Source organism: Corynebacterium anserum (assembly GCF_014262665.1).
Taxonomy (GTDB): domain Bacteria; phylum Actinomycetota; class Actinomycetes; order Mycobacteriales; family Mycobacteriaceae; genus Corynebacterium; species Corynebacterium anserum.
Genome location: NZ_CP046883.1, coordinates 1,850,471 through 1,871,207, shown reverse-complemented (window position 1 = coordinate 1,871,207; position 20,737 = coordinate 1,850,471). Strand labels below are relative to the sequence as shown.

At 56.7% G+C, this 20,737-nt stretch carries 19 protein-coding genes; 18 read left to right on the top strand and 1 reads right to left on the bottom strand.

The genetic code is table 11. From position 1 onward, the window contains the following. Positions 1-4 precede the first annotated feature (4 nt). The 3 genes from GP473_RS07800 (at position 5) to GP473_RS07790 (ending at position 3,085) form a co-directional block, all read left to right on the top strand. Positions 5-1,060 (top strand): iron chelate uptake ABC transporter family permease subunit, encoded by a 1,056-nt coding sequence (locus tag GP473_RS07800; RefSeq protein WP_186276815.1) that lies wholly within the window; start codon positions 5-7, stop codon positions 1,058-1,060. Continuing rightward, the gene (locus GP473_RS07795; RefSeq protein WP_186276814.1) at positions 1,057-2,139 is read left to right on the top strand and encodes a FecCD family ABC transporter permease; all 1,083 of its coding nucleotides are present in this window, start codon (positions 1,057-1,059) and stop codon (positions 2,137-2,139) included. The genes GP473_RS07800 and GP473_RS07795 overlap by 4 nt, the downstream gene beginning before the upstream one ends. Before the next feature lie 166 nt (positions 2,140-2,305). Further along, positions 2,306-3,085 carry an ABC transporter ATP-binding protein gene (locus tag GP473_RS07790; RefSeq protein WP_185770325.1) on the top strand — a complete coding sequence of 260 codons (780 nt, stop codon included), beginning with the start codon at positions 2,306-2,308 and terminating at the stop codon, positions 3,083-3,085. A 167-nt stretch (positions 3,086-3,252) separates the two neighbouring features. Here the strand turns inward: GP473_RS07790 and GP473_RS07785 are convergent, their stop codons facing one another. Further along, positions 3,253-3,480, bottom strand: a complete 228-nt coding sequence (locus GP473_RS07785) for a hypothetical protein (protein WP_186276813.1) — start codon at positions 3,478-3,480, stop codon at positions 3,253-3,255. 43 nt (positions 3,481-3,523) lie between these two features. Here GP473_RS07785 and GP473_RS07780 point away from each other — a divergent pair, with 43 nt between their 5' ends. The 15 genes from GP473_RS07780 to truA all read left to right on the top strand — a co-directional run bounded on the left by GP473_RS07780 (position 3,524) and on the right by truA (position 20,446). Beyond that, the gene (locus GP473_RS07780) at positions 3,524-4,615 is read left to right on the top strand and encodes a hypothetical protein (RefSeq protein ID WP_222104950.1); all 1,092 of its coding nucleotides are present in this window, start codon (positions 3,524-3,526) and stop codon (positions 4,613-4,615) included. After that, positions 4,615-7,620, top strand: a complete 3,006-nt coding sequence (locus GP473_RS07775; protein ID WP_186276811.1) for a CocE/NonD family hydrolase — start codon at positions 4,615-4,617, stop codon at positions 7,618-7,620. The genes GP473_RS07780 and GP473_RS07775 overlap by 1 nt, the downstream gene beginning before the upstream one ends. Positions 7,621-7,632: 12 nt before the next feature. Next, positions 7,633-8,844: a hypothetical protein gene (locus tag GP473_RS07770; protein ID WP_185770321.1), complete on the top strand. Its 1,212-nt coding sequence runs from the start codon at positions 7,633-7,635 to the stop codon at positions 8,842-8,844. A gap of 13 nt (positions 8,845-8,857) precedes the next feature. Continuing rightward, the gene (locus GP473_RS07765; protein WP_186276810.1) at positions 8,858-10,525 is read left to right on the top strand and encodes an ABC transporter ATP-binding protein/permease; all 1,668 of its coding nucleotides are present in this window, start codon (positions 8,858-8,860) and stop codon (positions 10,523-10,525) included. A 9-nt stretch (positions 10,526-10,534) separates the two neighbouring features. Continuing rightward, a complete protein-coding gene (locus tag GP473_RS07760) occupies positions 10,535-12,223 on the top strand; it encodes an amino acid ABC transporter ATP-binding/permease protein (RefSeq protein WP_186276809.1) in 1,689 nt (562 codons plus the stop codon). Positions 12,224-12,500: 277 nt separating this feature from the next. Then, the gene (gene secY, locus GP473_RS07755) at positions 12,501-13,829 is read left to right on the top strand and encodes a preprotein translocase subunit SecY (RefSeq protein WP_185770318.1); all 1,329 of its coding nucleotides are present in this window, start codon (positions 12,501-12,503) and stop codon (positions 13,827-13,829) included. Further along, positions 13,826-14,371 (top strand): adenylate kinase, encoded by a 546-nt coding sequence (locus GP473_RS07750; protein WP_185770317.1) that lies wholly within the window; start codon positions 13,826-13,828, stop codon positions 14,369-14,371. The genes secY and GP473_RS07750 overlap by 4 nt, the downstream gene beginning before the upstream one ends. A 388-nt stretch (positions 14,372-14,759) precedes the next feature. Then, the gene (map, locus tag GP473_RS07745; RefSeq protein WP_185770316.1) at positions 14,760-15,560 is read left to right on the top strand and encodes a type I methionyl aminopeptidase; all 801 of its coding nucleotides are present in this window, start codon (positions 14,760-14,762) and stop codon (positions 15,558-15,560) included. 204 nt (positions 15,561-15,764) lie between these two features. Beyond that, positions 15,765-15,986, top strand: a complete 222-nt coding sequence (gene infA, locus GP473_RS07740; RefSeq protein ID WP_005519800.1) for a translation initiation factor IF-1 — start codon at positions 15,765-15,767, stop codon at positions 15,984-15,986. 247 nt (positions 15,987-16,233) lie between these two features. Beyond that, positions 16,234-16,602, top strand: coding sequence for a 30S ribosomal protein S13 (gene rpsM, locus GP473_RS07735; protein WP_185770315.1), 369 nt, complete (start codon positions 16,234-16,236; stop codon positions 16,600-16,602). Continuing rightward, positions 16,602-17,006 carry a 30S ribosomal protein S11 gene (rpsK, locus tag GP473_RS07730; protein WP_185770314.1) on the top strand — a complete coding sequence of 135 codons (405 nt, stop codon included), beginning with the start codon at positions 16,602-16,604 and terminating at the stop codon, positions 17,004-17,006. The genes rpsM and rpsK overlap by 1 nt, the downstream gene beginning before the upstream one ends. Positions 17,007-17,032: 26 nt before the next feature. Beyond that, entirely contained in the window at positions 17,033-17,638 is a 606-nt protein-coding gene (rpsD, locus tag GP473_RS07725; protein WP_185770313.1) for a 30S ribosomal protein S4, read from the top strand. Positions 17,639-17,755: 117 nt separating this feature from the next. Continuing rightward, positions 17,756-18,769, top strand: a complete 1,014-nt coding sequence (locus GP473_RS07720; protein ID WP_185770312.1) for a DNA-directed RNA polymerase subunit alpha — start codon at positions 17,756-17,758, stop codon at positions 18,767-18,769. A 44-nt stretch (positions 18,770-18,813) separates the two neighbouring features. After that, positions 18,814-19,290 carry a 50S ribosomal protein L17 gene (rplQ, locus tag GP473_RS07715; protein ID WP_185770311.1) on the top strand — a complete coding sequence of 159 codons (477 nt, stop codon included), beginning with the start codon at positions 18,814-18,816 and terminating at the stop codon, positions 19,288-19,290. Positions 19,291-19,579: 289 nt separating this feature from the next. Then, a complete protein-coding gene (gene truA / locus GP473_RS07710) occupies positions 19,580-20,446 on the top strand; it encodes a tRNA pseudouridine(38-40) synthase TruA (protein WP_246394756.1) in 867 nt (288 codons plus the stop codon). Positions 20,447-20,737 lie beyond the last annotated feature (291 nt).

Below are 20,737 nucleotides of genomic sequence, written 5' to 3'. Positions count from 1 at the left end.
TGCGATGGCTGTAGGGAATAACTCCGCAGAGACTAAAGGCAACACTTCCGCGGAGACCACAGACAACAACCGTTTAGGCAATACAGAGAATCAGGACAAACTAGGTCGCTCACACATGCTGTCGCAAACAAGGACGTTACTTATAACGGGTGTGCTATTCATAGGCCTTGTTGCAGTCGGAGCCGGAAGTCTTTTCGCCGGCTTACACGATGCCCCGACGGTCGTCATTACGCAGATCCGAGCACCTCGTCTCGCGATGGCTGTCGTCGGTGGGGCGGCCACAGGTGCAGCGGGTGTGCTTCTCCAAGAAGGTATGGGAAACCGACTCGCTGTTCCTGAAATGCTCGGTGTCTCATCGGGGGCGGCCGCGGCGATCTGCGCCGTCGTGGTTCTCGGTCTTCCAGTGCCGCTAGTAGCACACTCTGCGGTGGCACTAGGGGGAGGGCTCCTTGCCGGGCTTGCGGTGTGGTGGGGTGCCCGCACCGCTCGCACTGCGATCGAAGTCCTACTTGTGGGAGCAGCTGTTTCTTCGGCCGCCGGAGCGCTCGTTTTGATCTTTGTGGGTTCTGCAGGGGAGACCCAACTTCGCGCACTCTTGCGTTATCTGCAAGGCAGTCTCAATGAGCTGTATTGGAACGATGTGACGCCCACCCTCATTGCTCTAGTTGTAGGACTGCCTTTCTTGTGGTTCCTTGTGCCGGGTCTGGAATTACTTCGTCTCAGCGACGATACTGTTCGCACCCTCGGAGCTCATCCCGAGCGTTTGCGTGGTGTGATCCTCCTCGTTGCGGCCGTCCTGGTGGCTCTGAGCGTAGGGCCAGCGGGTCCATTATCTTGGGTAGGTTTTCTAGGGCCCATGTTGGCGAGACTATTGACACCTCATGCGGGTATTCGGGCTTGGTTGCCTTTGGGAAGCATTGCGGGAGCGCTTATAGCCGTAGCTGCTGATTGGCTTGCGCGGTCTGCTTTTGCACCTGTGGAAACGCCCGTCGGAGGATGGACTGGCGTCGTCGCGGCCTTAGTTGTCATCGGTGTCCTGGTGACAGGAAGGCGTTTATGAGTAATCGCATACAGCACACTCATCAGGGGATGAATACAGATTCACCGGCTTGTTCCGCAACTAGCTTTCCAGCCGTGGAGCATACGGAAGCCCGGTCCACAGTGAGCCGAAAAGCGCGATCATGGGGACTGGCGATTGGCGTGATTGTCTTCACCATAACTGCTGTCACCGTCGACGCTTTATTAGGCAGAGGAGCCAGTGACTGGTGGAATGATGAGCACGCGCGCACGGTTCTCTTCCAGCTGCACTTCCCTCGAGCTGTGGCCGCTCTTGTGTCTGGCGGTGCACTAGCTATCGCCGGACTGCTCATTCAAACTGTCACTGGTAATCCGTTAGCGTCGCCTGAGCTTCTCGGAATTAGTCCAGGTGCTGTTGGAGGAGTCATGGTCGGAACCGTCGCGGGATTAGTGAATCCTAGCGATCCGCTCTCAGCACTCTGTGCGGCGCTACTGGGAGCGCTTAGTGGTGGAGCTGTGGGCGTGGTTGCCACTATCAGCGGTGGGGGTGACCGCGCAATACTTGCGGGACTAGTTCTTGCTGCGGCTGCTACGGGGATCAGTACGATCATTTTGGCATCGCAACCAGGGCTCACCGGGATGGCGATGCGTTGGTTGGCTGGATCAACGAACGCCTTGACGTGGGAGTCTGTAACCCCCATGTTCTTATGGGCCGTGCCTTGGGTGATTATCGCGGTCGCAGCGTCTGGACTGCTGCCGTTGCTTTCAGCTGGGCAACTACATTCAACCATCCTTGGGGTCGCACCGGTGCGTACGCGAGTGATACTCATGGGCGTGGCGTGTAGTTTAACCGCAGGTGCCGTGGCACTCGCTGGTCCGCTGGGCTTCGTGGGACTTGCTGTACCTCACATCATGCGAAGATTGTTCGGCGCCGCGTCACCTTGGCTCGTGATTGTCACTCTCATCGGTGGCGCTGGGGGAATGGTTGCTTGTGACGCGCTGGCGCAATTGATCGGCCGGGTTTTATCTATGGGGAATAACTCCATCGGTGTCCCCGTCGGCGCAGTTGCAGCTATCGCAGGAGCCATCACACTTATCGGTCTTTTGCGACGACGAGCGTGATGAGAGCAGCGGTACGAAAGGGAAAAGGCCGGGCAACGGGGAGAAAACGTGGGGCGGTGCCCTAAACGCCATATCTCAGATCTAGATAACTACATCATTGGAGAGGAAGAGTGAAGGAACAGTGCCCGAAGCCCCTGCTGGCATGCCTCTAGTAGAGACATGCAACATGAGTTTTCGTTATCCCAAAGCACCGACAGCCACTGTGGAAGGTGTGAATGTGCGGATTGACCCCGGGGAACGGTGCGCCATCATTGGTCCAAATGGTTCCGGCAAATCTACTTTGCTGAGTCTCTTGGCGGGACTGAATATGCCGGAGGAAGGGTCTGTTCACCTGCAGGGGGTGGATACCCGGACCATGGGGCGGCGGGAATGTGCCCGCAAAGTGACGTTGATGCCTCAGGTGTTGCCACCTGTTCCGGGAATTAGCGTCCGTGAGCTCGTAGCTCAGGGTCGATTTGCAGAATCCGGGGTGTGGGGGATGCTGCGTCATACCTCGGGAAAAGATGAGGACACGGTTGCTTGCCTCGTCGCTGCGGGAGTGGAGGTTTTCGCAGACCGAGACGTGGATAGCTTATCGGGTGGCGAACGGCAGCGGGTGCGTCTCGCTCTCGCCTTGCGCCAGCACGCTCCCCTCCTACTCCTTGATGAACCTCTTGCTCATCTGGATATTCACCATCAGTTCGACATGCTCGATACCGTCAGCCATGTCGCCGAAGAGCAGAAACTCGGAGTTGTTGCGGTTTTACATGAGCTCGATCTGGCTGTGCGATGGGCTAAGCGCGTGGTGGTGGTGCACAATGGGCATCTCGTTGCAGATGGCAAGACGTCCGAGGTCCTCACGCCTGATCTTTTGCGCCGTGTCTTTCATCTGGAAGCTCGGGTTACCAGGCAGCAAACCTTGGAGATTGTAGGACAAGCGGAGTGCGTCGGCGAGGCCAGCGGATAGGAGGGGGAATAGAAGGTGGGAAGCTGAGCGCAGAGAATTGTGTGATAACTCTCACAGAAAAAGGGGGTACACACAATTATCAAAATGAAAATAATGTTCAATAGCGCTTAGTGCGCACGCTGTTTCTATTCGGAAACGGTGACACTCAGCACCCACTGTGGGTGCTCTTACCGAAAGGAATATTCTACATGGAGAATGTCGCATTTGATGCACTGGATGCTTTCGAGCCAGCTGAGGGTCGTAGCTCCATCAGCGTGTCCCACGCCTGCTGCTGCCACGCACTTGTTGAAGATCTGTTCGCCGACGAGGACTAGTTCAACCACACCTTGAGAAGCGACCCAGCGGCAAGAATCGCCGTTGAGTGGTGCACAGCGTGTTTCTTCAGTGTCTGACATAGCGCTGTGCACCCACCCCTTCACTACGTCACGAGACCTCTTCTTGTCCTTTGCCGACGCCACCGCATCCGATCATCGGTGGGCAACCCCACGGGCACACGTCATCGCCAGCGATTTTTACACCATGAGCCTTTCTTCCACTTCGGTACCCATCCATGAACTTCTCCCCCCGGGTACCCTGCTATCATGCCACGACGGCGCGCTGCGCTTCCGAACCTCTGACCATCGGTGGTACACCGTGGACCCGTTCAAGCTTCCCTACGTGTACCAACCAGGTGATCTCGGAGAAGCACTCGTACGCCATGATCCGGCGTGCTTGTCACAGCATGTGCATCCGTTCTATGCACTAGACGCTGGAGCTGAACAGAAGGCACAGACGAAACATTATCCACTCACAGACAGTCACCATGGCCTCGATCTGCATGCTCTGACCGGCGAGGAATGCCTTCCTCATAACGTCGAGGAACAGCTTGCCCGTAAAGATGACCCTTACGGCGATGAATCTGACAATGGCCAGTGGTCGGTCATCGGTACCGGACTTCTTGCTGATGCATTGCGGGGCCGAGTGGCGTCGTCGCACAGCCAATCCCCAATGATCATTGCGGCCGTCAGTGACGAACACCCCGGCACCCAGTGGATAGAGATGGATCAGCACTGGATTCACCAACCGCACACAGTCTGGGTACGTGCTTATGCCGATGGAAACAACCTGCTTATCGAACCTGTTTCTATGGGAGCAGGCCAACCCGGACATGCAATGACGCAGGCTCGCTTACGTGCAGCGGCGGAACACCCAGAGCTCGACACTGCTCCCACGCTCCTGCGCGGACCATCAGTATTAACTCATCTGCATGTCCATGAGGGAGAAGTGGCAATAACAGCTCTGGTGCAGCGGATCATTGAGACCACGTACGCAGCCATTCGTCACACGGCTCACACCACAGCTCCTCAACCGTCCATGACATACGGGTGGTTGACGCGAGTGCAACTCGACACGATGGAAACCACAACCCATCCCGTGTTCCCCATTCCCGAGTGTGAGGACTTTCTTCTCGCACCCGAATGCGAGGAAGCTCTCGTCAAACCCGAATGCGAAGAGTACGGAGATCCTAGTCGAAAGGCGGGCACCCGGTGATGTCACCTTCTACTGATGATGTGCGACGGGTTGAGTTCACCATCACCGTCGGCAACGCCGCGCTAGCGACAACTTTGTATACAGCCCCGTTAGAGCACACTAAGCCCGATGGGCAGCGGAATCCTCGGCCAATTCTACTTCTACGCACTCCTTATAGAGCACACCATCACGAGCACGAAGCCCATGGATGGGTGCGCCGCGGGCTCAATGTCGCAGTGCAGGACGTGCGTGGACGTGGGGCCTCTACCGGTGAGTTTGAGCCTTATCAACACGAACAGGAAGACGGAGCCGCAACATTTGACCACCTGCTGACACTGCCTGACTGCGATGGCCGAATCATTGCTTATGGGGGATCTTATGCGGCGCATTGTGCACTGGCACTCAGTCATGTTCGCCCAGTGGCCGGCATCATGGCGCTCGTACCATGCTGGGACAGCACATCCGCCACGACGGAAAACGGAGGGGTTACCCCCCTGCTTTCTCCGGCATGGTGGTGGTGGAATAACGTACCGGGACGCGGTACAGGTCCGCGAGGAATAGAACCGCGACAGTTCGCTCAGGACATGGGTGAGGAGCTTCTCCAGTGGCGAGCTCCCGCTCCATGGCCACAGCCCACCAACTCAGCCCACGCATGGTCACTGCCGGCTCGCGCAAGCGAAATCCCCTTGCTCGTGGTCTCAGGAGTGGATGATGGGTTTGCTGCAGAAGCACAGCACACCTTTTTACGCTGGCCGGGTCCAGCCCAGTGCTACATAGGGCAATGGGATCACAGCTTACGACGCCGATCTGGCGCAAAAGCCACCGACCCAGGAGCCATCGTCTCCGCTTGGTGTGCTGAGGTTCTCCGCGGTGCCGTTCCATCGCGTGCTCTTTACTATGAGGTTAATGCGGAGAAGCAGAACGACGCCACCATCGCCAGCTCGGAACTAATACCGAATGAAAACCAACCAGTGCTAGAGAAAACCCAAGGAACCTGGGTACGCATGGAAGAGCACGCTCATGGCTCACATCAGCAGGTTGCCCAACGGATAGTCCGAGCACACGCCCATGGGACAGCGTCCTGGACTAGCGATTCACAGCAGCCATTTCCCTCATGGCTGTGCCCGGTTGAAAAAGTAAGCGGTAGGGGAGCAGGAAACACTGATGCTGTGTTCAGCCGCCCTGACCAGTCAGTACTTGTCGTTGACGTGCGGGGGCCGCTGACGGTTGCCGGGACTCTCCGCGTACATCTGTGGGGAGACGTGGAAGAACAGTCACAGTCACTGTCGGCAGGCGATAGTCACGGTGACACTTTCGCCCACCTGCTGATTCGTACCGGAAGAGACACGCGTTGGGCGGCGACAGCTGGTGTGCGCCGCGTCTCCGGCGAGATGACGATAGTTTTCCCAGTGCTGAGTGTGCACATCGGAGCTGCCGATGAATTGCTCATACAATTCACCTCACATGATTTTCCTGTCCATGAGGTATCCCCGGGGCAGAAGTGTTGGGTCAATCGGGTAGTTCTTGACATTCCTGTGCTGGAGGAGCCCGAACTGGAAGCAACGACTCCCGATCCTCGCAGCCTTTTGGTTGATCCCATTTGCGGAATCATTCGCGAGTTGCATCCCATGCCGTTGCATTCAGATATTCCGAAGGAGTTTCACTGCGTCGTCTCGGAGGTCTCCGATCCACGGCAATTTTCTACATGGCTGGCCGATAAGATCGCCGGTGCTTCGGGTTTCAGTGACCCCCGTGAGTTGTACGATCCGGCGATTGGTGAGGCGGTTGAGCGCTATTGCGGCAACAACATACCCTCTACTTTGCGCCGAGCTAGTATCCGGGAACTGCGTGAAAGCGGTATTAACGCCATCAGTCCCGCGGAATTCCCCGGTCTACCACCAGAGCGCCGTAAGCCTCATGGGCCCTTTGATTCCGAAGATCCTGATATGCCCATCCTCTGGGCACAGGGCAGAGGTGCATATGGTCGACCCATTCTCGTTCCGGGTTCCCGCGTCTACCTCAACTGGAATCAGGGCTCACGCCGCAGCGAACCCCGGACACACCATATAGCCTATGCAGGGATTGCTGCCGGTCCCACACTGCGGTTTGCCGAGCTATCGGGCTTTACTGAGTGTGTGGAACGCGATGCCACAACAGCATGGTGGTCACTAGGACTCAAGGCAACTCCCCTCAACCCGGCATCCGTACCAGGGCTAAAAGCGGTGATGGAGCCTACGCCCTTCCACATCCATCTCCTCCTTCTGCCTAGTCCACTGGGCATTCCGGTGGTGTCGGCGCTGGTATGGCACCCTGAACTGCGCATCCCGGGAGCAGGTTTTAGTTGTCATGGTGATCCCATACGTGCGGTGTGGAAAGCACTCTCGGAGGCTTTCCAGGTGTGGACGGGCGTGTTGGGAGTCAAAGAACCTGATGGTGGGGGCTATAAGGCAATCCGGCAGGGCGTGGTGTCCCCACGCGCGTATTTTCCCTTCCGTGCCGATGGCCGTTATCTCGACGATGCGGGGGAGAACTTCGTTAACGTGCGTGACCTCGCATGTCAGGCTCAGCTGTGGTTGGATGAGCGCCTGCATCCATATTTGGAGCGCTTCCGTCCAGACAGTGAGCTCGTTGATATTTCCACAGTGCCCGCGGTGAATGCGGAGGATGTGTGGGATCGCTATCGTGATGATCCTGCGAACCGCGTCGCCGTTGTCGATGTCACTACAGCAGACATTGCCTTGTCCGGTCTCCGAGTGGTGCGCGTCTGCACACCGCGTTTGTTGCCTAATTTTCCACCTGCATTTCCGACGACTGAGACGCCCCGCTGGGCGGAATACCTTGACTATGTCAACGGGCAGAGGGATACGTGTTTTGAGAATGAGACTTCCGGGAAAGGCTCAGCAGAAAATGACGCCCTCAGCACGAGCGTACAGGTGCCCCATGCCGCAGAACATCATGTCCCAGGGCACCATGCGTTCAGAGTGGGCCTTCATGAGCTTGTCCTAGTCCCCATGCCACACATGTAAGGAGGTCTTACCGTGACTTCAACGACACACATTGTCAACGAGGCGTGGCGTGACGCAAATGACCCGACGTGCGGGTTTTCCCCTCCGGCTGCTGTACCTCGCCCGTCATGGTGGAAGCCCGTGCCAGGGGACAGCATTCTCAATGGGGCCCTCGGAACGACCGTGCACGGGGGTCGGCGGCATAGAAGAATCCCTTCGGCCGGCGGTCTTTACCCGATAGCGGTGGTGGACATCCACCCCGAGACGCTCACGTTGGCGTTGCGGTGGTGGGTCACATCTGCCAAGTACGGTCACCGTGGGTGGATAAGTTCTTTACTCGACGCCGGACATGCCTTAGCTGCACTGGAGATCCACGCAGGGCTGAACGAATGCCGTCTGGAGAGCGTGGAGGTTACTCCACCGGCCTCTATGAACGCCGCGCCGCAGATCCACATGCACTTTGCTTCACCAATGCCCCGACCCGCTTTAGCTTGGGCAGGTCCTGTCGGTGAGGATGTATGCGTCGTACATAATGAACCCACTACGCCCGATCCCACAGGAGAAATCCTGGCAGCGGCATTGGGCGGCTGCCAAGGAGAGAGTTATTGCCCCCCACGGGGCAGCTATGCGCTGTCGCGAGGTATAGAGCTTCCTCCTCTGGGGCACGACCCAGCTTTAGCCCAGGCGATCGCCCTCATCAGCACAGAAGATAGTGCCCGCCGACAGTCAGGACAGTGGAATTCCCCCTGTCCGCCAGTACCCTTGTGGCTGCTTGAGGCTCTCGCACCCGTTCTCCCAGTGGGATCAGTAATACAGCAGCTCTCCCCTGACGGACTGTGGTCAATCACTTCTGGTGGGCCTGAACCCGCAGCAGCAGGAGACGCGCGTGAGATGCTGAGCCAATGGTGTGGGGACCAAGAGATGGTTTCCACGGCAGGGGGAATCGTCACTACCACCGCGCCGGTGGAATGGCTGACGAATCGCGAGGCAGCAATAAACCTGCTGGAAGCAGGGCGAAGAATTCACTGTGCCCACATGCTGTGTACCCGCTACGGATTCGCTTCTCGGCCAATTGCCGGATGGGTTGGAGCAGATGTAGGTACGGCAGTGCATAGAGAACCCGCCCTGATCAGTCATGCTTTAGCCATAGGCCCCAGGGAACATGACGCAACGCAGGTACCGCGTCCCTTGAAACCACAAAAAGACCGACCACAAACAGAGCGCATTCAGCGCCGAGGACTGTAAGGAGAATCAGACAGTGATTAACCGCCGCTTGCTCAGCCTTGCTGGCCACGTGTGGTGGCCTATTGCGGGATGCGCACTCATGTCGTACATCGTCACTGGTACCTGGATTGCTCAAGCTGTTCTTGTTGCACATGGCATGAATGCTCTCGTGGATAACGATCGCTCCCGTCTCCTTCTATGTCTTGGCGCGGCTGCGGGGGTGGTGCTTCTCCGTGCTGGTTTTATGATCGCTCGTCAGGCGCTTACCGTGGCTCTTGGTATGCGCGCCCGGCGCCATCTGCGAGGAATGCTGGTGAAGAAGGTGGCCGACCTCGGGCCAGCCTTCATGTCCGGGCAGCGCGCCGGGGTGGTGCGCTCGACCTTGATTGAGGGCGTTGATGGTCTCGATCCCTACTATTCCGGCTACCTTCCCCAGCTACTCGTCACTGCGACGGTGCCCCCGGTGTTGCTGATCTGGATGGCTAATTTAAGTCCCTGGTCAGCTTTGGCGGTGGCGGTGTGCATCATCATTGCTTTCGTGGTTCCGCAACGTTTTGACTCGAAACTCTTGGATGCTGGTCGGCAGCGGTGGGCTGCTTATGCTGACCTGTCGGCTGATTACCTGGAGTCCATGCAGCAGATGGAAACGCTGCGCAGCCTCGGCGCTACACAGCGCCGTCAGTTGGCACTCGACGGTCGTACGTGGGGGCTTTACCGCTCCACGATGAGTTCGCTAAAAATTTCCTTGGTATCCACAGGCTTCATTGCGTTGGGGACACAAGCTGGTGTTGCGCTGGCGGCGGTGTTGGCCGTCGAGCGTTTTGGTGCTGACCCGGGGATGGCCAGCACTCTATTCCTGGTGCTGATGCTGGCTGCCGAATGTTTCCGCCCCGTCCAAGAACTCGCTAAGGCCTGGCACGCTGGCTACCTGGGAATTACGGCGGCCGATGGGCTCGACGCCATCTTGCGCCCCGTCCCGCCCGTGCCGGATGAAGGCCACAAGGAGATGCGATGGACTGACGTAGCACCGCCGACGATCGCTGTGACTTCCGTGAGCTACATCTATCCCGGTGCAGATTCCCCAGCTGTCCAGCTCGATGACCTCATTGTTCACTCAGGAGAGGCAGTGGCACTCGTTGGCCCATCGGGTTGTGGCAAGACAACGATCCAGCGGCTAATAACGCGCACTCTTGATCCCACTACTGGGACAGTGACTTTCGACGGCACCGACCTTCGCGACATCCCTTTGGCACGAGTGCGGGAAACCGTGGGTGTCGTCAGTCAGGATTGCTTCTTGTTTTCCGGGACCGTAGCGCGAAATATCGCTCTGGGTACGCCTGAAGGGGAAGACATCGATGAGGTGCGAGTGCGTCGGGCAGCCAAAGACGCCGGCTTACCCCTCGACCTCCTTGATGTGGAACTCAGCGACAATGGGTCGCGGTTATCCGGGGGACAAAGGCAAAGGGTCGCTGTTGCCCGAGCGCTTTACCGCGGTACGCCCGTACTCATTTTTGACGAAGCGACGTCACACCTGGATGAATCCACAGCTCGTCACATTAGCCACACTATCGCTGGGCTACGAGGGAGTCACACCATTGTCGTCGTGACGCATGGTACGGCCGAGTTGGCCGCAGTGGATCGAGTTATCGACCTCGCTGCGCTCAACACAGCGTCCCTCAACGCAGCAGTCACGGAAGTATAAGGAGAACAGATGACGCTCGGCAGTTTTCTCCGGGGTTTTCTCCCCGCATTGAAGGGCTCTCGCGGGATTTTCATCGCCACGGTTGTGGCGGGCGCCGTCCAGCTGCTGTCTGCCGCCGGAGCTACCTCAGTGAGTGGGCTCATCATTGGGCGCGCGGTCACTGGGCAGGACCCTGACCTTGGCCGATGGGGGTGGTTACTCGCGATGTGTGTGCTCGGCGCGGGATTAGGCACGTGGTGGGAGATGTATGTTGCCCATGACCTGGCTTATCGTGTGTTGGCGGAGTTGCGCACGGCCTTGTTTAGAAAGCTCACTCGCATTCTTCCACCGCGTCGGCGTACTGGGCGCAGTGGTGACCTTGTCACGACCGCGGTGGGAGATATTGAACAATTAGAGTGGTTTTTTGCTCATATTGCTGCACAGGTTCTCACGGTAAGTATTGCCACACTCACCGGTGTGATTGGTCTGGGCGTACTGGTTCCCTGGATGATTGCCGTGCTGCTCCCGGCCATTGTTCTGATCCTTGCGGTCCCGTGGATTGTGCATCGTTGGGCACAACGCCAAGCTGCGCAACAGCGCGAGGAGCTCGGAGCGTTGGGCTCTGACATCGTGGATGTTGTAGATGGCATGCCCGATCTGATTTACGCCAATGCTCTCGATGCGGCCCTTGCCGACGTTGATGAGCACACGGAGGCACTTACACGTCAGCGGATCCGAGCGTCCATTCGGGAGGGAGTTGAACAGGCGCTCACCACATCGATCATTGCTTTGGCATCGGTGGGATCACTGTTGGTCGTGTATCTCACCCACATTGATGCCTCTTTAGCTCCGGTTATTGTGGGGCTGTCTGGCGCTACGCTCGCGGCTCCTGCGCTGCTGAGTACAGTGTTATTGCAGGCCGGAGCGATACGTGAAGCCGGGGAGCGGGTACTGAATATCATGAATACTCCTGCAGAAACGCAGGAGCCATCGTCCGAAGATGCGGAGTCACTGCCTTCAAGATCATTGCCTTCAGTCAGTGCGCCGTGTCGTAGCTCATCTGTTGGTGAGACTAGGGAGCGTATGGCCACTTCCGGACTTGCTGCGCTTTGTCTTGAACATGTGCATTTTTCTTGGGATGGGGTGCATCCCGTGTTAAACGACGTGTGTCTAGAGGTCGCACCGGGTGAGATACTTGCTCTTACGGGGGCATCGGGGCGTGGAAAGACGACCTGCATCGCATTGGCACAGCGCCTCTATGACCCCGATGACGGTGTTGTGCGAATCTTCGGAGTTGATGTTCGGAGGTTGCCTGACGTTTCTTTACGTCAGGCAGTGGCTGTCGTGCCGCAGGAAGTGCAGACGTTCAACGGGACGATAGAAGATAATCTTCTTTTGGCATGCCCAGAGGCAACTGCTAGCGAGATGCGGCAGGCTCTAACTGCGGCGGGGCTGGAAGATTTCTCTCTTGATCGGGAGGTGGGCAGCCGTACACAAGGTCTCTCCGGTGGACAGCGCACTCGTTTGGGAGTAGCGCGTGCGCTTCTCGTTCGACCCCGAGTACTTTTGCTCGATGAGACATCGGCGCACCTCGATAACGCTACGGAAGAACTTATTCTTTCCACTGTGAGGAGGATGGCCTCTGAAGGAACAGCGGTCATGATTGTGACACATCGACCCTCGACGCAAGCGGCGGCGGACCGGGTAGTAGAGCTATAGAGAGCAGGAAAGAGAGCGGGAAACAGAGCTGCAGAGAGAGCGAAGTAGTGTGCTAAAGAGTGGAAAATAGAGTTGTAGAGGGTACAGAAATTGCTGAATGGTAAATCAGCCAGGAGATTGCGAAAGCTGATTATTGCGGACTCTGCCGGGAGTCACAGTTTTCGGTAGGCTCCCCGTGCTGATAGGATTCGGTGGTTATGTATCAGTCCACAGCTGACATGAATTAGAGTTTCTCAACTGCCACGGCTGTGGCTGGAACCCAAATCAGGAGGCTAGTTTGTCTGCCATCGTCTCGGCGTTCAAAAACGTTGATCTCCGCAAGAAGATTCTCTTCACTATTGCGATGGTCATCCTTTACCGCATCGGCGCCCAGATTCCTACGCCTGGTGTGGATTACGCTGCTATTACTCATCAGATTGAAGATCTCACTAGCCAGTCGGCCGTGTACTCCCTGATCAATCTGTTTTCGGGTGGAGCGCTGCTTAAGCTGTCGATTTTCGCGGTGGGGATTATGCCGTACATTACGGCGTCCATCATTGTGCAGCTGCTGACCGTGGTGATCCCGAAGTTTGAGCAGCTGAAGAAGGAGGGACAATCTGGCCAGGCGAAGATGACGGAGTACACCCGTTATCTAACGGTTGCCCTGGCTCTGTTGCAATCTTCCGGCATTGTGGCTCTGGCTGATAGAGAACAACTTTTGGGTCAGGGGATTCCTGTGCTTAAGGGTGATGTTGGGATTTTCGGCCTCGTGACGATGGTCCTGATCATGACCTCTGGCGCCGTGCTTCTGATGTGGCTTGGTGAGTTGATTACTGATCGCGGCGTCGGTAACGGTATGTCTTTGTTGATTACCGCGGGTATCGCCACGATGCTTCCAGCGGAAGGTATGTCGATCTTCCAGAACTCGTCGGGTTTCGTATTTGGTGCCGTTATTGTTGGCGTATTGCTGTTGGTAATCGGCGTGGTCTTCATCGAACAAGGTCAGCGCCGAATTCCTGTGCAGTACGCAAAGCGTATGATTGGCCGACGCCAGTACGGTGAGACGTCCACTTACTTGCCTCTGAAGGTGAACCAGGCTGGCGTGATTCCCGTGATCTTCGCGTCTTCGCTGTTGACTGTTCCTATTCTGATTACCCAGATCATTCAGTCCAGCAACCCCACTCCTACAGCAGATAACTGGTGGAACCGTAATGTTATGAGTGTGCTGCAGAACCCCTCTTCTTGGCAGTACATCATCATTTACCTGATCCTGATCATCTTCTTCTCTTTCTTCTACGTCTCAGTTCAATATGATCCCAACGACCAGGCTGACAACATGAAGAAGTACGGCGGCTTCATCCCGGGTATTCGTCCGGGGCGTCCTACCGCGGAGTATTTGGGCTATGTGATGAACCGCTTGCTGGTCGTCGGCTCCATCTACTTGGGACTGATTGCCATCTTGCCTAATATCCTGATTAACATGGGTATACAGGCTACTAATGCTGCAAACGGTTCTATGCCGTTCGGTGGCACGGCTATCTTGATCCTTGTTTCTGTGGCTCTGACCACCGTGAAGCAGATCGAGTCCCAGCTCATGCAAGCTAACTACGAAGGATTCCTCAAATGAGACTAGTTCTCCTCGGCCCTCCGGGTGCTGGTAAGGGTACCCAGGCTTCCCTGCTGTCTGACGCACTGAAGATTCCACACATCTCCACGGGTGATTTGTTCCGTGCGAACATTTCCAATGGCACCGACCTGGGCAAGCAGGCTCAGGAGTACATGGACGCCGGCAAGCTGGTGCCGACCGAGGTGACCGCTAACATGGTTCGCGATCGCCTTAATCAGGAGGACGCCCGCAATGGTTTCCTTCTCGACGGCTTCCCACGCACCATTGAGCAGGCTGAGCTGCTGGAGAAGATGCTGCAAGACGACGGCACCAAGCTGGATGCGGTGGTCAACTACGTAGTGTCTGAGGATGTCGTCGTCGACCGCATGCTAGCCCGCGGCCGTAACGATGACAACGAAGAGACCATCCGCACCCGCCTCGAGGTCTACCGTACGGAAACCGCTCCTTTGATCGAGCACTACCAGGACATTCTGGTGAACATTGATGCCGAAGGAACTGTGGAAGATATTTCCACCACTACTTTGGACGCGCTGGATAAGTAAACGTCGTGCTGGATAAGAGCACACTGTACCGCCCCGGTGCACATCGTGCATTGGTGTGGGCAAATACTTTTGTGCAGCCGCGCCCGCCACACCCCTATCGTGAATATGGGGGAGGTGGCGGGCGTGTTTTCTTTGGCGAAAGCCAGTCCGTTAACAAGGCCCAATCCTTGCAGAGCGAACAGCGGCACTGAGGACATCTGACCTCGTTGAGAACGAGTATTCTATCCGCGGTGGTGATGGCACCTGACCCGGAGGAGATAGAGCGCTGTGTCTGCAGTCGTGATGGCAAGGCCACTGGGATGTGTACGACTACTACCTACGAATACACCTGCGGTTAATCACTTACTAAAAAACTGAACACCTTAAGAGAGAAAAGAGCGCGCCACCCATGGGCTTTCGCAAGAAGAACAAGGCTATTGCCGCAAAAACCCCAGAACAGTTGGATGCGATGCAGGCTGCCGGCGAGATTGTCGGACGTGCATTGCAGGCGGTGCGGGAAGCAGCAAAGCCTGGCGTCACCACATTGGATCTGGACACAGTTGCCGAGGAGACTATACGCAGTGCCGGTGCCGTGCCGACCTTTAAGGGCTATCAGGGCTTTCCGGGGTCCATCTGCTCCAGTGTTAATGACATGATTGTTCACGGTATCCCCTCCAAAGAGGTCGTGCTCAAGGAAGGGGACTTGGTCTCTATTGACTGCGGTGCGACCTATAAGGGGTGGGTCGGGGACAGTGCGTGGAGCTTTGGCATCGGGCGGATTGACGATGACGTGCGCAAACTCAATGAAGCTACCGAGTGGGTTCTCTATCAAGGACTGAAAGCAATGGTGCCGGGCAACCGGCTGACAGATGTGTCATGGGCACTCGAGGAAGCGACACGTAAAGCCGAAGAAAAGTTTGGTATCGATCTGTACATCGTGGATGGTTATGGCGGTCACGGTATCGGCCGGACTATGCATGAGGATCCATTTCTTGCCAATGAGGGCAAACCGGGGCGCGGACCGATCATCCAGGAAGGGTCTGTGCTCGCTATTGAACCTATGTTGACCCTCGGCTCCGAAGACTCTGTTGTGCTGGATGATGATTGGGGGGTGGTCACTGACGACGGTTCATGGGCTGCCCATTGGGAACACACTGTTGCCGCTACCGCCTCCGGACCTCGGATACTCACTCCGCGTTACGGCAACTAGTGCGTAAATATGGGATGGGCAGGGACTGAGGAGCCGCAGAGTTTGCGATGAGCTGGATAAAGGGCGTAATGTAGTCGTCTGTCGTGTGGGAGTTTTATTTCCCGCTGGACACTGTGTGCCGGATCCTCGACACGATTGTCGACATGATTGTGGAACGATCCGGCATGAGACCACATACAGTTCACGAGACTTGTTAGGACGTTCATGGCTAAAAAGGAAGGCGCCATCGAGGTTGAGGGTCGCATTGTCGAGCCTTTGCCAAACGCGATGTTCCGCGTTGAGCTGGATAATGGGCACAAAGTGCTCGCACATATCTCTGGTAAGATGCGCCAGCACTACATCCGAATCCTGCCTGAGGATCGGGTGGTTGTAGAGCTTTCCCCATACGACCTGACCCGTGGACGTATCGTCTACCGCTACAAGTAAACGATCAGCGATCTGCTCGCAGGTTGTACTTATAGCGACTCTTTATACGTAAGCCTTCATACATCCATTCGGACAGCATTCGACAGCTCTGAGCCTGATAGGCCGGGGCGCCGTGTCTTCCGATCACTACCTTTGGCCGCGGCGGCCGAAGCCCGCAAGAAACCACCACTTGCAGAGAGCTGGTGGGTTGTTGTTCGGGATGAGTATGGAGAAAACCGCCGCTTTAGAACCGGAAGGAACCTGCCATATGGCACGCCTTGCTGGTGTGGACCTCCCACGCGATAAGCGCATGGAGGTTGCACTCACCTATATTTTCGGAATTGGCCCAGCCCGTTCCAAGGAGCTGCTGGAAAAGACCGGCATCTCTCCTGACCTGCGCTCCAAGGATCTGACCGACGAGCAGCTGTCCGCTCTACGTGACGTTATCGAAAACACCTGGAAGGTGGAGGGTGACCTCCGACGCGAAATCCAGGCTGACATTCGTCGCAAGATTGAGATTGGTTCCTACCAGGGCCTGCGCCACCGTCGTGGTTTGCCGGTTCGCGGTCAGCGCACCAAGACCAATGCACGTACCCGTAAGGGTCCTAAGAAGACGATCGCAGGAAAGAAGAAGTAATGCCTCCAAAGACTCGTTCCGGCGCTCGCCGTACCGGCCGTCGCGTCGTTAAGAAGAATGTGGCCCAGGGCCACGCATACATCAAGTCCACCTTCAACAACACCATCGTTTCCATTACGGATCCAAAGGGTGCTGTGATCTCTTGGGCATCCTCTGGCCATGTTGGCTTCAAGGGATCCCGTAAGTCCACTCCATTCGCTGCACAGATGGCAGCCGAGTCCGCTGCTCGTAAGGCAATGGAACATGGCATGAAGAAGGTTGACGTGTTCGTCAAGGGCCCGGGCTCCGGTCGCGAAACCGCCATCCGCTCCCTGTCCACCGCAGGCCTCGAGGTAGGAACCATCGCTGATGTGACTCCACAGCCACACAACGGTTGCCGTCCTCCGAAGCGTCGTCGCGTCTAATTTCTAAGAAAGGATAGGGATACATCATGGCTCGTTATACTGGCCCTGCTACCCGCAAGTCCCGTCGCCTCCGCGTCGATCTCGTCGGTGGTGACAGCTCCTTCGAGCGCCGTCCATACCCTCCAGGACAGGCTGGTCGCGCACGCATCAAGGAGTCCGAGTACTTGCTGCAGCTTCAAGAGAAGCAGAAGGCAAAGTACACCTACGGCGTTCTGGAAAAGCAGTTCCGTCGTTACTACGCTGAGGCAAACCGTCAGCCAGGTAAGACCGGTGACAACTTGGTGATCCTGCTGGAATCTCGTCTCGACAACGTCGTGTACCGCGCTGGTCTGGCTCGTACTCGCCGTCAGGCTCGCCAGCTCGTCTCTCATGGACACTTCACCGTCAACGGTAAGAAGATCAACGTTCCTTCCTTCCGGGTCTCTCAGTACGACATCATCGATGTTCGCGAGAAGTCTCGCTCGATGCTGTGGTTCGAAGAGGCTCAGGAGCGTCTCGTTGACGCCGTTGTGCCAGCCTGGCTGCAGGTCGTACCAGCAACTCTGCGCATCCTCGTGCACCAGCTGCCCGAGCGCGCTCAGATCGACATTCCGCTGCAGGAGCAGCTCATCGTCGAGCTCTACTCCAAGTAGTAGAGAAACACCCGACACACTTTCGCGAGCCGTACTTGCTCCCGCAACTTGGTGGGCTCAAGGCGGCATCCCTCTACCGGCGTCATATAGCGGTCGCCGACAAGGAGAATTCAGACAATGCTTATTTCTCAGCGTCCAGCGCTTACCGAGGAGTACATCGATCAGTCTCGTTCCCGGTTCGTCATCGAACCACTGGAGCCAGGCTTCGGCTACACCCTCGGTAACTCCCTGCGTCGTACACTCCTGTCTTCCATCCCTGGAGCAGCAGTAACTTCCATCCGCATCGAAGGTGTTCTCCATGAGTTCACCACCATTCCTGGCGTGAAGGAGGATGTCTCTGACATCATCCTGAACATCAAGTCTTTGGTTCTATCCAGCGAGTCTGATGAACCAGTCACGATGTACATCCGTAAGGAAGGTGCTGGCGAGGTAACCGGTGCGGACGTGATGCCACCAGCTGGCGTGGAGGTTCACAACCCGGATCTTCACATCGCTACCCTCAATGAACAGGGAAAATTGGACATCGAGCTGGTTGTTGAGCGTGGACGTGGCTATGTTCCTGCCGCTTCCGCTTCTTCTGAGATTGGGCGTATTCCTATTGACCAGATTTACTCTCCAGTTTTGAAGGTCAGCTACAAGGTGGAAGCCACGCGTGTTGAGCAGCGTACCGACTTTGACAAGCTGATTTTAGATGTAGAGACCAAGAACTCCATCACCGCGCGCGACGCAATGGCATCCGCAGGTAAGACCCTGGTGGAGCTCTTCGGCCTGGCACAGGAACTGAACTTCGAGGCCGAGGGCATCGAGATCGGACCATCTCCGCAGGAGACCGAGCACATTGCTGCCTACAACATGGCAATCGAAGATCTGAATTTCTCTGTTCGTTCTTACAACTGCCTGAAGCGTGAAGAAATCCACACCGTCGGCGAACTGGCTGCTCGCACGGAGTCCGATCTGCTGGACATCCGTAACTTTGGCCAGAAGTCCATTAACGAGGTCAAGATCAAGCTTGCTGGCTTGGGTCTTGGACTGAAGGATTCCCCAGAGGGCTTCGACGTAACTGAGATCGAGGGCTACGATGCCGTCACTGGCGACTTTGTAGACACCGAGGGCGAGGACATCGCGGAGTAAGTCGCTTTACGAAGCGCTCACATACATTCCAACGAGGAGAAGAAATGCCTACCCCAAAGAAGGGCGCCCGTCTTGGCGGATCTGCTTCCCACCAGAAGAAGATCCTGTCTAACCTGGCTGCTCAGCTGTTCGAGCACGGCGCCATCAAGACCACCGATGCCAAGGCAAAGCTGCTGCGCCCATACGCAGAGAAAATCATCACCAAGGCTAAGGGCGGCACCTTGGCTGACCGTCGCAACGTGTTGAAGCTCATCCCGAACAAAGAAGTTGTTGCTTACTTGTTCAATGAGCTGGCACCGAAGTTCGAGGGCCGCGACGGTGGCTACACCCGTATCATCAAACTGGAGAACCGCAAGGGCGACAACGCCCCTATGTCCCAGATCTCCCTGGTGACCGAGCCAACCGCTTCTACCGAGGCTTCCCGCGCAACTCGCGCAGCTGCCTCCAAGAAGGCTGAGGAAGCTAAGGCTGAGGAGTCCAAGGCTGAGGAAGCTAAGGCTGAGGAGTCCAAGGAGGACTAATCATCGTCCATGGGATTCCTAGTCGCCCAGGCTAGAGACTTGGTACGGGGCGAAATCGCACAGCGTTGTGGTTTCGCCCCGTCTTTTCTTTTGTTCTTTATCTGACCATCTCATTTCTTTTCTTTTTTGCGCGTACCTCATTACAACTCCCGAGACCGCCACTGCGATCTATTGGTGAATGCTGTGGCCTCTATCCCGTGCACTACACTCAACAGAGCATCACCGCGTACTTGGCAGGATCCCGTGGTCTATCGGTGCAGAAAATTTGTTAATGACGAGGAGAAATAGCATGATCGACGCATCTGAGCAGACCATCCGCGTCCGTCTCGATGTGTCTTACGATGGCACTGACTTTCATGGTTGGGCAGCGCAGAAGGGAGGTTTGCGCACCGTCGCTGGTGTACTCGAAGAGAAGCTGTCGTTGGTGACCCGCCATCCGATTCAATTGGTCGTCGCCGGCAGAACAGACGCCGGCGTGCATGCTGATGGACAAGTGTGCCACGCCGACATTCCAGCCAGCGCTTTCACTCAGCGTTCCTTAACCTGCCCCGAAGATTTGGTGCGCCGTCTGTCGCGCATGCTGCCGGAGGACCTCAGGTTGTCCGCCGCGTCGATGGCACCCGTAGGGTTCGACGCCAGATTTTCGGCGTTACGCCGTCACTATATTTACCGGGTGACAACCAATCCGGCTGGTCCACTCCCAGTGCGTGCCCGCGATACAGCCGTGTGGAGACGCCCGGTGGAGCTCACAAAAGTGCAGGCGGCCGCAGATGCACTCATCGGGCTTAACGATTTTGCCGCGTTTTGCAAAGCACGTGACGGCGCAACGACCATTCGTGAACTGCAGGTATTTGAGTGGACGGATGTGTCCACACCAAGTGAACCGCACACATATGAGGCACATGTCGTCGCCGATGCTTTTTGCTGGTCGATGGTGCGCTCTATCGTTGGGGCGTGTCTAACGGTGGGGGAGGGACGCAGATCTGAAAGCTTCACCGGCGATTTGCTGCGGGAAAAGCAACGGAGTTCGAGCGTGCCCGTGGCGCCAGGAAACGGCTTAAACCTCGTGAGGGTGGATTACCCGGAGGATGATGAGCTGGCAGCTCGGGCGTTGGCGACACGGGCCGTGCGTTCGGACGAGGAGTTACGGCACTAAAGCTGCGTCGGTACTCTCGGTGGAATAGCTGTGCTGACCCGTCGCTGGCCATCAGTAGAACTATGTCTGCCAGAACGTGTGCTTTCGTCACATTGAGAACATCACTGGCGGTCAGGGTGTCACGGTTGAGGAGGGAATAAGTGGCGTCGGCGGATAAAGGACAGAGAACCACGCGCACACCCGCCGGATCCCACGCAGCTTTCCACGCCTCATACACGGAAACAGAATGGGTAGCGGAGATGACGGAGAAATCCTCTTTATACCAGCGTATGTCACGGGTGACGTGGTGCA